Genomic DNA, 13867 nt, shown 5'->3' with positions numbered 1-13867 from the left:
CGCCAATCAAGCCGTGTTCGAACAGGCCGCGCAGGCGTCGGTGCCGACCACCGTCGCCACCGGCATCCCGACCCGTATCGCCACCGGCGTGCCCACCCGCATCGCTACCGGCGTGCCGGCTCCGGTGCCCGGCGCGACCGTGGCGACGGCGCCGCCCGAACCCGCGCCCGAAGCGGTGCCGCCGGCCGGCGCGGTCAAGACCATGAAGGACGTGATGCGCGGCCGCGGCATGCGGCCGTTGATCATCGCCATCGATCCCGGCCACGGCGGCCAGGATCCCGGCGCGATCGGCCTGACCGGCAAGCGCGAGAAAGACGTGACCCTGGCGATCGGCCGCGAACTGGCCCGGCAGATCAACGCCACGCCCGGGCTCAAGGCCTACATGACCCGCGACAGCGACGTGTTCATCCCGCTGCCGCGTCGCGCCGCGCTGGCGCGGCAGGCCAAGGCCGACATGTTCGTGTCGATCCACGCCGACGCGGCCGAGAACCGTTCGGCCAAGGGCTCCTCGGTGTACGTGCTCTCGCTCAAGGGCGCGTCCTCGCAGCGCGCGCGCTGGCTGGCCGACAAGGAAAACGCCGCCGACCTGATCGGCGGGGTGCGCTTGCAGCAGACCGACAACACCCTGGCGTCGGTGTTGCTGGATCTGACCCAGAGCGGCCACATGAAGGCGTCCGAAGACGCGGCCGGGCACGTGCTCGACGGTCTCAAGGACGTCGGCAACAACCACAAGCCGCATATCGAGCGCGCCAACTTCGCGGTGCTGCGGACCTCGGACATGCCGGCGATGCTGGTGGAAACCGCGTTCATCTCCAATCCCGAAGAAGAGCGCCGCTTGACCGATCCCTCGCATCAGCGCGCGCTGGCGCGGGCGGTGCTGAGCGGGATCAACACCTATTTCACCCGTCAGCCGCCGCCGGGCACGATGTATGCGGCGCGGGCCGAGGCGCAGCAGGCTTCGGGGGGCGGGTTTGGGGGCGGTAGTCCCTGAGGTTGCGGATTTGGTTTGATCGACGGCCCTTCGGGGCCGTTTTTGTTTTTGGGGTTTTCGCGACCTGATCGCCCCTCATCCGCCCCTTCGGGGCACCTTCTCCCGCCAGCGGGAGAAGGGATGATGTTGAGCCCCTCTCCCGCTTGCGGGAGAGGGGTTGGGGTGAGGGGCTCCAGGTGAGGACGACCTCTCCCAACCACCAAACCACAAGCTCCGGATCGCAGCCGCACCCCCCACCCGCTATCATCCCTACCCATTCCCCCACGGTGCCGCGCGCACCGAATCAGCGCCCGTGAGCATCCGCCAACTCCCCGACACCCTCATCAATCAGATCGCCGCCGGCGAAGTCGTCGAACGGCCGGCGTCGGTGGTCAAGGAACTGGTCGAAAACGCGCTCGATGCCGGCGCCCGCCGGGTCGATATCGATCTGGAAGAGGGCGGCGTGCGCCTGATCCGCATCCGCGACGACGGCAACGGCATCGCCCCGGATGAGCTACCGCTGGCGGTTTCGCGCCACGCCACCAGCAAGATCGCCTCGCTCGACGACCTGGAAGGCGTCACCACCCTGGGCTTCCGCGGCGAGGCGCTGCCCTCGATCGCCTCGGTCAGCCGCTTCGCGCTGTCCTCGCGGCGGATCGGCGAAGACCGCGGCGCGGTGCTGGAAATCGATGGCGGCCGGCTCGGCGAAGTCACGCCGAAATCGCATCCGCAAGGCACCACGGTCGAAGTCCGCGACCTGTTCTTCAACGTCCCGGCGCGGCGCAAATTCCTCAAGGCCGAACGCACCGAACTGGGCCATATCGAAGAATGGCTGCGCCAGCTGGCATTGGCGCGCCCCGACGTGGAACTGCGGGTTTCGCACAACGGCAAAGCCACCCGTCGCTGGAAAGGCGAGGGCGACCTGATCGACATGGGTTTGTCGGACGTGCGCATCGGCGAAGCGCTGGGCGAGGAGTTCGCCAAGAACGCATTGCGGGTGGATCACGCCGGCGCCGGCCTGCGCCTGCACGGCTGGATCGCGCAGCCGTCCTACAACCGCGCCAGCGCCGATCAGCAATACCTCTACGTCAACGGCCGCGCGGTGCGCGATCGCAGCATCGCCCACGCGGTCAAGCAGGCTTACGCCGATGTGTTGTTCCACGGGCGGCAGCCGGCGTATGTGTTGTTTCTCGAACTCGATCCGCGCCGGGTCGACGTCAACGTGCATCCGGCCAAGCACGAAGTGCGCTTCCGCGATGCGCGGCTGATTCACGATTTCGTCTATCGCACGCTCAACGACGCGCTGGCCGAAACCCGCGCCGGCATGTCGCCGACGGCGTCGGCGTCGGGCGGCGATCCCTTGCAGGGCGGCGGCGCCGCCGATGGCGGGTCGTCGTCGATGTACCAATGGCGTCCGACCGCGCCGCTGGGTTTGCAGGTGCGCGAAACCCAGGCCGGTTACGCGGCCTTGTACGGTTCCAACAACGGCTCGGTTGCTTCCGGTGGTTACGCGGGCAGCCCGGCGTATTCGGGCGGCGCGTCCTACTCCGGTTCCGGCAGCGCCTACGCGCCGGCGTTGCAGCCCGGGCTGCCGCCCAGCGACGACGACACGCTGCCGCCGCTGGGCTACGCGATCGCGCAACTGCACGGCACCTACGTGCTGGCCGAAAGCGCCGAAGGCCTGATCGTGGTCGACATGCACGCCGCGCACGAGCGCATCGGTTACGAAAAGCTCAAGACCGCCCACGACGGCGAAGGCCTGCGCACCCAGCCCTTGCTGGTGCCGGCCAGCCTGGCGGTGTCCGAACGCGAGGCCGAGGTCGCCGAACGCGAGGAGGCCACGCTGGTCGCGTTGGGTTTCGAAGTCACCCGCAGCGGCCCGCAATCGCTGACCCTGCGCGCGGTGCCGGCCTTGCTGGCCCACGGCGACGTCGAGGCGCTGCTGCGCGACGTGCTGGCCGATCTGCGCGAACACGGCGAATCGCGCCGGGTCGCCGCGGCCCGCGACGAGTTGCTCTCGACCATGGCCTGCCACGGCGCGGTCCGCGCCAACCGGCGTCTCACTTTGCCGGAAATGAACGCCTTGCTGCGCGAAATGGAAGCCACCGAGCGCTCCGGGCAATGCAATCATGGGCGCCCCACCTGGGCGCGTTTCACCCTGCCCGAAATCGACCGCTGGTTCCTGCGAGGACGTTGACGATGTTCGCTGTCCAACCGAAGTTGCGTTCGCTGATCGCCCCGTCGCTGTGCGCAGCGTTGCTGGGCGCCGCGCTGGCCGGTTGCGATTCGCCCGAGCAGCAGGCCGAGCGCCAGCGCCAGGCCGCCAGCGTGGCCCAGGCCAGCGAGAACTTCGCCCGCGACGAACAACTCTGGCGCGAACAGCGGCGCGAAGCGCTGCTCAAGCCCGACGGCTGGACCAGCCTGATCGGGCTGCATCAGATCGACCCGGGCTCGCATTATTTCGGCAGCGATTCCGACAACGGCATCCGTCTGTCGATGGGCCCCGAGCACATCGGCATGATTTCGCTCGACAAGGGCCGCCTGCGCTTCGTGCCGGAGAGCAAGGTGCCGCTGACCTTCAACGAGCAACCGCTCAAGGGCGCGGTGGTGCTGCTCGCCGACGATTTCCCGGCCGGCCCGAGCAAGATCGGTTTCGACGACGGCAAGGGCGTGCTGACCGTGATCGAGCGCGGCGACCAGTACTACCTGCGCGTGCGCCACGCCGACGCGCCGGCGCGGGCCGGGTTCAACGGCATCGAGTATTGGCCGGCGCAGGAAGACTGGAAGATCAGCGCCAAGTTCGTCGCCCATGCGGCCGGCAAGACCATCGATGTGGCCAACATCATCGGCCACGTCGAGGCCACGCCCAATCCCGGCGCGATCGAGTTCGAACGCGACGGCCGCACCTACCGCATCGAAGCGCTGGACCAGGGCGGCGACGAGCTGATGCTGGTGTTCGCCGACCGCACCAGCGGCCACACCAGCTACAGCGCCGGCCGTTTCCTCGACGTGCCGCGGCCGAACTTGCAGGGCAAGGTCGTGGTCGATTTCAACAAGGCCTACAACCCGCCGTGCGCGTTCACCGCGTTCGCGACCTGTCCGCTGCCGCCGGAAGGCAACCGTCTGGATCTGGAAATCCTGGCCGGCGAAAAAACCTACAAACCCAGCGCGCCCAAGCCCGCCGAGCCCGCGGCACCGCATGCCTCGTAAGCGCGGATCGAATCGACAAGCACCGAACTCGACTGCGCGCCCACCGAACCTAGGACACACCCGACCCATGCGGTTCCTGAAGTTGTTCGCATTGCCGATGATCGCCGCGACGCTGTTGAGCGCGTCGCTGACGTCCGCCTCGGCGATCGCCGGCGGCGAAAACGCCGCCGCGCCGGCGGCCAAGGCGCCGCCGGTGCCGTTGCTGTGGAAAGTCTCCGACGCCGACAACGCGATCTACCTGCTCGGCTCGTTCCATTTGCTGCGGCCCGGCGATTACCCGCTCGCGTCCGATATCGATCAGGCCTTTGCGGTATCCGACAAGGTGTTGTTCGAGGTCTCGCCCGAGGACATGTTCGACCCGACCGTCGGCCAGCGTTTCATGCAGCGCGCCAAGTACGCCGATGGCCGCACGCTGAGTCAGGTGCTGCCGGCGGACCTGCGCGAAAAGCTCAACCGGGTGCTGGCCAAGAACGGCCGTTCGCTGAGTCAGGTCGACAGCCTGGAGCCGTGGTTCGTCAACCTGTCGCTGGTGCTCGGGGTGTCGCAATCGATGGGTTTCAGCGCGCAATTGGGGCTGGACCAGTACCTGATGCGTCAGGCCGCCGAGGCCGGCAAGGTCACCGGCGGTCTGGAGAGCATGGACCATCAGCTCGACGTGATGGATTCCGGGCCGCTGCCGGAGCAGATCAAGGCCTTGCGCGAGTTCCTCGACAAGCCCGATGACGTGCCGGAGATGCTCGAGGACATCCACAGCGCGTGGCGCGGCGCCGATCTGGCCGAACTGGACGCCAAGGCGCGGCGCGAGATGAAGGACAAGACGCCGGAGACCTATCGGCTGGTCAACACCGAGCGCAATCTGGCCTGGTTGCCGCAGTTGCAGAAACTGCTCGACGAATCCAAGAAGGGCGACACCCTGGTGGTGGTCGGCAGCTTGCATTTGCTCGGCGACGACGGTCTGGTCGAGCTGCTGCGCGGCAAGGGCTACAAGATCGAGCGGGTGTGTTCGGCCTGCGCGCAAGGCACCGCGGATCTGGCGCCGCCGCCGACGGTGGCGCCGTCGGTGCGGCTGACCCCGGATACGCGCGAGGGCAAGCCGGTCGATGCGGCGAAGGGCGAGCGCAAGCCGGATGGGGCTACGCCGAAGCATTGATGCGCGGTGAAGGGCTGAGGTCGATATCTCCCCGCCGTATTCCGGCGAAAGCCGGAACCCATTTTGACGTTGGTACGAGACCTCCCCACCGTCATTGCGGCGAGAGTGGAACTCACGCGGAGGAACGAGACCTCCATGCCGTCATTCCGGCGAAAGCCGGAATCCATTTTGACGTTGCTGTTGCCGTTGCCGTCTGAAGCCGAGAGCAACAGCAAGATCAAAATGGATTCCGGCTTTCGCCGGAATGACGGGGAGTGAGGGATTCGGCGCAGTTGGGTTGCCGCGATTACGCCGGAGCAAGAACGCGGCAGGGCAAGAAGGAAACTCCGCGCTCCCGCAAGCCCAGCGCGAACCGCGCAAGGATCGAGCGCCTTACGCCGCCGGCGCAACCAACACGATGCAGTCCACCGGGCACGCCGGAACGCACAACTCGCACCCGGTGCACAGCGGTTCGATGACCGTGTGCATGTGCTTGGAACCGCCGACGATCGCATCGACCGGGCAGGCTTGGATGCACTTGGTGCAGCCGATGCAATCGGCTTCGACGATCAGCGCCACCGGCGCGGGCTTATGTTCCCCGCGCGTGCGGTCGTACGGGCGCGCGGGCACATCGAGCAAACGCGCCAACGCGCGCGCGCCGGCGTCGCCGCCGGGCGGGCAGTGGTCGATATCGGCTTCGCCGCGCGCCATCGCTTCGGCATACGGCCGGCAACCGGCGTAGCCGCATTGGCCGCACTGGGTCTGCGGCAGCAATCGGTCCAGGCGCTCTACCAGCGCCGGGACCAGGGATTCGGGATCGGGGATTGGCGACTGCATGGCTGTGTCCCGTGGAGACCAGGCGCTATCGGAGCCTGATCTCCCAAATCGCGAATTCCGCCGTCAACGCACCGGCATGCCCGGCTCGGCGCCGCCGTCGGCGTCGAGCAGGAACAGGTTGCCGCCGTCGAAACCGGCCGAGAGGATCATGCCTTCGCTGACGCCGAAGCGCATTTTGCGCGGGGCGAGGTTGGCGATGAACACCACGCTGCGGCCGACCAGGCTCGAAGGTTCGGCATAAGAACCGCGGATGCCGGAGAAGATCTGGCGCTTGCCCAGATCGCCGGCGTCGAGTTCGAAGCGCAGCAGCTTGTCGGAGCCTTCGACGAATTCGCAGACCAGCACCTTGCCCACGCGCAGATCGAGCTTGGCGAAATCGTCCATGGCGATGGTCGCGCCAGCGCCGGCTTCGGCTTTTGCGGCTTCGGGTTTGGCCGCGGCAGGTTGCGCGGTTTCGGCCTTGGCCGTGTTCGCGGCGGGCTGCGCGGGCGCGGTGGGGGCGAGGGATTCGATGCTGGCTTCGATCATGTTCTCAATCAATTTCGTGTCGATACGGGTGAACAGCGGCGCGTAGGCGCCGATGCTGTGCGCGGCCAGCGGCGCGGCCAGGTCGCCCCAGTGCGCGACCGGCGCGCGCAGGAACGCTTCGGCCTGCGCGGCCACGCGCGGCAGCACCGGCTTGAGCGCGGCGGCGAGCACGCGGAACAGATTCAGGCCCTGCGTGCACACCGCCTGCAGTTGCGCCTCGGCGCCTTCCTGCTTGGCCAGCACCCAGGGCTTGTATTCGTCGATGTACTTGTTGGCCTCATCGGCCAGCGCCATGGTCAGGCGCACCGCGGTCGCCGCTTCGTTGCGGTCGTAGGCCTGGGCGATCGGGATCAGCTGATCGACGAAGCGCTGGTACATCGCCGGGTCGGGCAGGGCGTCGGCGAGGCGGCCGTCGAAACGCTTCTCGATGAAACCGGCGCAGCGGCTGGCGAGGTTGACGAACTTGCCGACCACGTCCGCGTTGACCCGGGCGACGAAGTCGGCGAGGTTGAGGTCGATGTCTTCCACGCCGCCGCTGGTCTTGGTGGCGAAGTAATAGCGCAGCGCTTCCGGGTCCAGACCGACGTCGAGATAGGTGCGGGCCATGATGAAGGTGCCGCGCGATTTGGACATCTTCTCGCTGTTGACCATCAGATAGCCGTTGACGTGCAGCCGGGTCGGCGCGCGGAAACCGGCGCCGTGCAGCACCGCCGGCCAGAACAGGCCGTGGAAGGTGACGATGTCCTTGCCGATGAAGTGGTGCAGTTCGGCCTGGCTGTCGCGCGCCAGGTACGACCAGAAATCCAGGCCTTCGCGTTCGCACAGCACCTGGAAGCTGCTCAGGTAGCCGATCGGCGCGTCGAGCCAGACGTACAGGTACTTGCCCGGGTGGCCGGGGATTTCGAAACCGAAATAGGGCGCGTCGCGCGAGATGTCCCAGGCGCGCAGGCCGCCTTCGGCATCCAGCCATTCGTGCAGCTTGGCCTTGATCCCCGGGGTGCCGACGTCGCCGGCCAGCCACTCGCGCAGGAACGCATCGAAGTGGCCGACTTCGAAGAAGAAGTGCTCCGACTCGCGCAGCTCCGGCACCGCGCCGCTGACCACCGAGCGCGGTTCCTTGAGTTCGGTCGGGGCGTAGGTCGCGCCGCAGTTCTCGCAGTTGTCGCCGTACTGGTCGGGCTTGCCGCAGTTGGGGCAGATGCCTTTGACGTAGCGGTCGGGCAGGAACATCTGCTTGACCGGATCGAACAACTGCGCGACCGAACGCCGCTGGATGTGGCCGTTGTTGTCCAGGCGCGCGTAGAAGCCCTCGGTGAGGGTGCGGTTGGCGGCCGAGTGGGTCGAGTCGTAGTGATCGAACTTGACCCCGAAATCGGCGAAATCGCGCTCGTGGCGGACCTGGATGTCGGCGACGAAGGCTTCCGGGGTTTTCCCGGCCTTCTCCGCGCCGAGCATGATCGGCGTGCCGTGGGTGTCGTCGGCGCAGATGTAGTGGACGGTGTTGCCGCTCATGCGTTGCGCGCGAACCCAAATGTCGGCCTGCATGTAGCCGACCAAATGACCGAGGTGCAACTCGCCATTGGCGTACGGCAGGGCGTTGGAGACGACGATTTCGCGGGACATAAGCGGATGGGCCGTGGGTGGTCGTGAATTATGGCATGGGGGCCGCGCGGGGCTTGGGTGCGCGGCGGCGGTTTGCGTGTCGAAGGTGCGAGGCGCCTGCTGCTTCCGGTCCGTCATCCCCGCCAAGGCGGGGATCCAGGGCCTTATCGCGACAGGGCTCTGAAGTCTCTGGATCCCCGCCTTCGCGGGGATGACGTTCTGGGGGCGGCGTTGTGAAGGGTTTCGAGGCGGTGCCCGCGGGTTTCGAAAGCCGCCCCAAAGCAAGAAACCCGGCCGAGGCCGGGTTTCCGTAAGACAACGGACCGGCCGAGACTTATTCCTGACGCATCCAGGTCTGGGTGCGGCCGAGCATCGAGAAGCCCATGAAACCGCGCACGTCGAGCTTCTTGCCGCCGTCGGTGGGGGTGACCTTGACCGAGTAGATCTTGCCCGAGGCCGGGTCCAGGATCTGGCCGCCGTCCCAGGTGTCGCCGTCCTTGCGGATGCCCCACAGGATCACCATGCCCTTGACCGGCTTGCCCTTGCGCTCGCCCGAGCACTTGTCGCACACCGGGTTGGGGCCGCGTTCGGATTGCAGGACTTCGTTGACCCGTCCGGCCAGGCTGCCGTCTTTGGCTTCGTAGATTTCCACGACCGACTTGGGCTTGCCGGTCTTGTCGTCGATGGTGGTCCACGTACCGACCGGCGTGGCCTGGGCGAATACCGCCGTCGGCAGCGCCAGCAACAACAATGCGAGCAGTTTGGTGCGCATGTATCCCCTCCCAGAGACAGTGAGCGTGAGTGCGGACCGCGTCCGGTAAAGGCCGGTCCGGCGGTTGCAGCCTTTATACCGCATCCGCCCGGGTATGGAAGTCGCCGCGCGCCTGCGTTCAGGCCGTGGCCGCATCGGCCCGGCGCGGCCGAACCGGCGTCGCCGCGGCGCGGGCGGACGGCGAAAACGACAAGCCCGGCATGCGCCGGGCTTGTCGTTGCAACGGTGAAGCGATCGCCAGCGATCAGAACTTGTAGCTGGCGCCGGCGTACACGTAACGGCCGATGGTGTCGTAGTTCGAGTTGGTCGCCAGTTCGCCGAAGTAGTTCAGCGGCGGATCCTTGTCGAACACGTTGTCGGCGCCGATGTACAGGTCCAGTCCGGTGTTGGGGACCTTATAGCCGACCTGCAGGTTGTGGTAGGTGTAGGACGGATTGCGGATCGGGCTGACCTGGCCCGGGTTGCTGTTGTAGCTCCACGGCTCCACCCGCAGGTTGCCGTCGATGTAGCGCATGTCCCAGCTCGCGCGCCACTGGCCGATCTTGTAGCTGGCGTTGAGCGAGGCGCGCCAGCGCGGATCGCTGACGTAGGTCAGGTATTCCTTGTACTCGTTCGGGAAGTCCTGGAACTCCCATTCGCGCGAGGTGATCAGGCGGGTGCCGACGAAGCGCAGCGAGGCTTGGCCGCCGAGCATTTCGAAGCGGTAATCGGCTTCGATGTCGACGCCGGCGCGGCGCGAGCGGGCCAGGTTCTCGTTGAGCGCGGTCCAGTTGTAGATCACGCCGGCCGGGAAGTTGCGGCCCTGCGCGTCGGTGTAACCGCCGGCCGGGGCGCGCTTGATCTGCGCGCAGAAGTCGTTGCCGATGCCGCCGGGCGAATCCACGCAGCGGGTGGCCATGGCTTCGGCCGAGACCGCGCCGATCGCGTCCTTCAGATTGACGCGCCAGTAGTCCACCGACAGGCCGAAGCCCTGGATGAACTCGGGCTGCCAGACGAAGCCGTAGGAGAACGAACGTGCTTCCTCGACCGCCAGGTCGGGGTTGCCGCCGCTCACGCCCGGGTAGTTGCCGCCGTACTCGTTCTTGAAGTCGGCCGGCAGGCCCAGCGCGGCGCAGTTGCGCGCGCGCAGCGCCGGATCGGCCGCGGTGTTGACCGAGTTGCGACGGCCGGCGCGGGTTTCGCACGGGTCGTAGATCGGAGCGAAGTTCTGCGTCTGCGGGTTGAACAGCTCGCCGATGTTCGGCGCGCGCACCGCTTGCGCCAGGCTGGCGCGGACGCGGAAGGAGTCGTTGATCGCCCAATCCAGGCCGACGTTCCAGGTCTTGGTTTCGCCGACCGTGCTGTAGTCGGAGTAACGGCCGGCCAGGTCCATGCTCAGGCGCTGGATGCCCGGCAGATCGGCGAGCAGCGGGATGGTGGTTTCGGCGAAGATTTCCTTGACGCTGTACTCGCCCTTGCGGCTGGGGATCGAGTTGAGGAAGGTCAGGCCCTGCGCGGCCAGCGGATCGGTGATCTCCTGGCTGGTTTCCTTGCGCCATTCCACGCCGCCGGCGAAACCGACGCTGCCGGCCGGCAGCTCGAACAGCGAGCTGTTGGCGACCGAGGCGCTGAAGACCTTCTGGGTCAGCTGGGTGCGGTTGACCGCATCGTAGTTGAACCAGTCGGCCGCCTGCGGGTTGATCGCGCCGTTGCCGAACACGCTGAACGGCACGCAGCCCTGACGCGACAGGTCGAGGTAGCGCGCGTTGGTGTTGGGGTTGATCGCGTTGGGGTCGAGCGAGACGCGGCAGACCAGGTTGCCGGCGCCGTCGCGGACCACGTCCATGCCGGCCTGCCAACGGTCGTTGATGCGGTTGTTGAGGTTGAGGCGGTCGATCTCGGTCTTGCCGTAGTTGGCCGAGACCTCGTAGCTCCAGTTCTCGCCGAGGAAGCCTTCCAGGCCGGCGACGTAGCGCTGGGTGGTGCGCTCCACGTGTTCGCCGCGACGGCCGGCGTCGACGTTGAAGCGCGCGATCTGCAGCATCTTGTCGCGGTCGGTCAGGCTGTTGAGGCCGTTGGCGTCCATCAGCGCGGCCAGCTGCGGCGACAGGTAAGCGTTGTCGCGACGGATGCGGAAGGGCTGGTCGTAGGCCGGCTGGGCCAGGAAGTCCGACTCGGTCTTGGTGTACTTGCCTTCGAAGAAGAACTTGTGGTTCTCGTTGATGTCGTAGTTCAGCAGCGTGTTGAAGCTGTAGCGGTCGAAGCCCGGCTGCAGGTCGGCCACGCCGTTGAGATCGACGAAATCGCAATCCACGCAGGTGTTGGCGCCGTCGCGCGGACCGTCGTAACGGGTCGGGCGGTAGGTGCCGTCGGGATTGAACTGGTAGCGCTTGCCGCCGGCGTTGAAGGTGCCGCCGTAGGAAATGCTGGAGTTGCCGCCCGGGCCCATGAACACGCGCTGCGGGTTCTCCTGCGAGGGCGGCAGGGCCGGATTGAAGTTCGGGTTGGGCATGTTGACCATGTAGTCGCGGGCGATCTTGCGGTCGCCGCGGCCGAAACGGTCCTGCTTGCTGTACTCGGCCGAGTACACGATGTTGCCGCGGCCTTCGGCGAACTCGTTGCCGCCGGTGACGCTGAAGAACGAGCGGCTGAAGTCGCCTTCGCTGGCGTCGCCGGTCTGGGCGCGCAGCTCGTAGCCGTCGAACTTCTTCTTCATGATGAAGTTGACCACGCCGGCGACCGCGTCGGCGCCGTAGACGGCCGAGGCGCCGCCGGTGATCACTTCCACGCGCTCGATCAGTTCCACCGGAATGGTGTTGATGTCGACCGCGGTCGAGCCGGACAGGCCGCCGACGTGGCGGCGGCCGTTGACCAGCACCAGGGTGCGGGTGGTGCCCATGCCGCGCAGGTCGAGCAGGCCCAGGCCGGCGGTGCCGATCGAGCGGGTCGAGTTGCCCAGGGTGTAGGTCGCCGACAGCTGCGGCAGGGTGGTCATCAGATCGGAGATGGTCACAGCGCCGGTGGCGCGAATTTCTTCCGAGCTGATCCCGACCACCGGCGACGGGGTGACGAAGCCGATGCGCTTGATGCGCGAGCCGGTCACGGTGACCGCGTCGATGTCGGTGGTGGTGGCGGGCGCGCCTTCGGCGTCGGCGGCGTAGGCGCCGCCGGTGGCGGAAATCAGGATCGCGGAGCAGAGCGCCGCCGTCAGCCTGCTGCGTTGCAGGCCGAGCGTTTGTACTGCCATCTGGTGTTTCCCCTAACTAAGAACTGGAATCGTGGAACCGATCTGTGAATGAGTCGATTTGCGTGTTTTGGTTGCCTTTCCTGGCATTAACAACTCCTTTACATCGCTGAACTTAACACGGCTGTAATTCGCTTTCAGATGCCGGTTCGGCTCCCTGTCTTTGCGGAGTGTGTCGATTCAAGTAATTGAATGCAATGATATTGTGATTTCGCAATATGTGCGGGAAGTCAATATTTTTCTTTCACTCGCCAGGGCGGCGACGGTCGGCGGCCGCTGCGGTTGGGCGGCCCGTTCTGGCGCATTAATGCAAATTTGAGTGGTTGTTTTAACGAATCCGACATCCTTCGCCACCGGCCGCGCCATCGCCGCGCGGCCACGGGAACGCGGCCCGTCCGCTGGCCGGCGGCGCGGGGCGGGCGTCGCCCGGCCGCAGGCTTTACCATGTGCACCGGCCGCCGCGGCGGCACCCTTCTTATCGAGTTCCCATGCGCCAACACACCCCGCGCCCGACCGGATCGCCGGTATGAGCGAGAACCTGCAAGCGGCCATCGCGGCCTTGTTCCTCCCCGACACCGAGCTGAGCCTGGCCGACAGCGAGGCGCGCGTGCGCGCCGGCGCCGCCGAGGGCCGGGTCGCGGTGTCGATCAACGCCGGCTACCCGCTGGCCGGCCTGCGCGCCGGTCTGGAATCGGCGATCGGCGCGCTGCTGGCGCCGCAGGGCCTGAGCCTGGCCAGCCTGGAATTGAATTCGCGGATCGTCTCGCACGCGGTCCAGCCGAACCTGTCGCCGCTGAGCAATGTGCGCAACCTGATTGCGGTCGGTTCGGGCAAGGGCGGGGTGGGCAAGTCCACCACCGCGGTCAATCTGGCCCTGGCCCTGGCCGCCGACGGCGCCCGCGTGGGCGTGCTCGACGCCGATATCTACGGCCCCAGCGTGCCGACCATGCTCGGCGCGCACGGCAAGCCCGACAGCCCCGACGGCAAGCACATCGAACCGCTGCGCGCGCACGGCATCGAGGCGATGTCGATCGGGCCGCTGGTGGAGCAGGACACGCCGATGATCTGGCGCGGGCCGATGGCGACCTCGGCGCTGACCACCTTGCTCAACGACACTCAGTGGAGCGAGCTGGACTATCTGATCGTGGATTTGCCGCCGGGCACCGGCGACATCCAGCTGACCTTGTCGCAGAAGATTCCGGTGGCCGGCGCGGTGATCGTGACCACGCCGCAGGACGTGGCCACGCTGGACGCGCGCAAGGCGCTGCGGATGTTCGAGAAAGTGCAGGTGCCGGTGCTGGGCCTGATCGAGAACATGGCGGTGCACGTGTGCTCCAACTGCGGCCACGCCGAGCACCTGTTCGGCGAAGGCGGCGGCGCGCGCATGGCCGCGCAGTACGGCGTGCCGTTGCTGGGCAGCCTGCCGCTGGAAATCGCGATCCGCGAGCAGGGCGACGCCGGCGTGCCGGTGGTGGCGGCCCAGCCCGACTCGGCCGCCGCCCGCGCTTACCGCGGCGCCGCGCGCCGGCTGGCCGCGCAGTTGGCGCGGCGGCCGCGGGTGACGCCGTCGATCTCCGCTTCGCTGCTCGGCTGAGC

General features: G+C 67.2%; 8 protein-coding genes and 1 pseudogene. 5 read left to right on the top strand and 4 right to left on the bottom strand.

Annotated elements, in window-relative coordinates; translation table 11 throughout:
• The 4 genes from V7787_RS38575 to V7787_RS38560 all read left to right on the top strand — a co-directional run.
• Window positions 1–991 (top strand): N-acetylmuramoyl-L-alanine amidase (locus V7787_RS38575; protein WP_336092828.1); only part of this gene is annotated, 991 nt, incomplete at its 5' end.
• Between the two features lie 292 nt (window positions 992–1283).
• Window positions 1284–3167 (top strand): DNA mismatch repair endonuclease MutL, encoded by a 1884-nt coding sequence (mutL, locus tag V7787_RS38570; RefSeq protein WP_336092827.1) that lies wholly within the window; start codon window positions 1284–1286, stop codon window positions 3165–3167.
• Between the two features lie 2 nt (window positions 3168–3169).
• Window positions 3170–4180 carry a DUF1684 domain-containing protein gene (locus V7787_RS38565; RefSeq protein ID WP_336092826.1) on the top strand — a complete coding sequence of 337 codons (1011 nt, stop codon included), beginning with the start codon at window positions 3170–3172 and terminating at the stop codon, window positions 4178–4180.
• A gap of 67 nt (window positions 4181–4247) precedes the next feature.
• Window positions 4248–5330, top strand: coding sequence for a TraB/GumN family protein (locus V7787_RS38560; RefSeq protein WP_336092825.1), 1083 nt, complete (start codon window positions 4248–4250; stop codon window positions 5328–5330).
• 387 nt (window positions 5331–5717) lie between these two features.
• Here the strand turns inward: V7787_RS38560 and rnfB are convergent.
• The 4 genes and pseudogenes from rnfB to V7787_RS38540 all read right to left on the bottom strand — a co-directional run.
• A pseudogene (rnfB, locus tag V7787_RS38555) lies at window positions 5718–6104 on the bottom strand (Rnf electron transport complex subunit RnfB); the annotation flags it as partial.
• 105 nt (window positions 6105–6209) lie between these two features.
• Window positions 6210–8297: a methionine--tRNA ligase gene (gene metG, locus V7787_RS38550; protein WP_336092821.1), complete on the bottom strand. Its 2088-nt coding sequence runs from the start codon at window positions 8295–8297 to the stop codon at window positions 6210–6212.
• A gap of 313 nt (window positions 8298–8610) precedes the next feature.
• Window positions 8611–9048 (bottom strand): DUF2147 domain-containing protein, encoded by a 438-nt coding sequence (locus tag V7787_RS38545; protein ID WP_336092819.1) that lies wholly within the window; start codon window positions 9046–9048, stop codon window positions 8611–8613.
• 244 nt (window positions 9049–9292) lie between these two features.
• A complete protein-coding gene (locus tag V7787_RS38540) occupies window positions 9293–12274 on the bottom strand; it encodes a TonB-dependent receptor domain-containing protein (RefSeq protein ID WP_336092817.1) in 2982 nt (993 codons plus the stop codon).
• A 523-nt stretch (window positions 12275–12797) separates the two neighbouring features.
• Here V7787_RS38540 and apbC point away from each other — a divergent pair.
• The gene (gene apbC / locus V7787_RS38535) at window positions 12798–13865 is read left to right on the top strand and encodes an iron-sulfur cluster carrier protein ApbC (protein ID WP_336092815.1); all 1068 of its coding nucleotides are present in this window, start codon (window positions 12798–12800) and stop codon (window positions 13863–13865) included.
• Window positions 13866–13867 lie beyond the last annotated feature (2 nt).

Source organism: Pseudomonas sp. CGJS7 (genome assembly GCF_036961695.1).
Note: the sequence above shows the minus strand (reverse complement) of the source record. Positions and strands in the feature narration are given on the sequence as shown.

Coding starts and splice junctions, on each gene's coding strand:
- V7787_RS38545 (WP_336092819.1), bottom strand. CDS start 9,048: ATGCGCACCAAACTGCTCGCATTGTTGTTGCTGGCGCTGCCGACGGCG.
- apbC (WP_336092815.1), top strand. CDS start 12,798: ATGAGCGAGAACCTGCAAGCGGCCATCGCGGCCTTGTTCCTCCCCGAC.
- metG (WP_336092821.1), bottom strand. CDS start 8,297: ATGTCCCGCGAAATCGTCGTCTCCAACGCCCTGCCGTACGCCAATGGC.
- V7787_RS38560 (WP_336092825.1), top strand. CDS start 4,248: ATGCGGTTCCTGAAGTTGTTCGCATTGCCGATGATCGCCGCGACGCTG.
- V7787_RS38540 (WP_336092817.1), bottom strand. CDS start 12,274: ATGGCAGTACAAACGCTCGGCCTGCAACGCAGCAGGCTGACGGCGGCG.
- V7787_RS38565 (WP_336092826.1), top strand. CDS start 3,170: ATGTTCGCTGTCCAACCGAAGTTGCGTTCGCTGATCGCCCCGTCGCTG.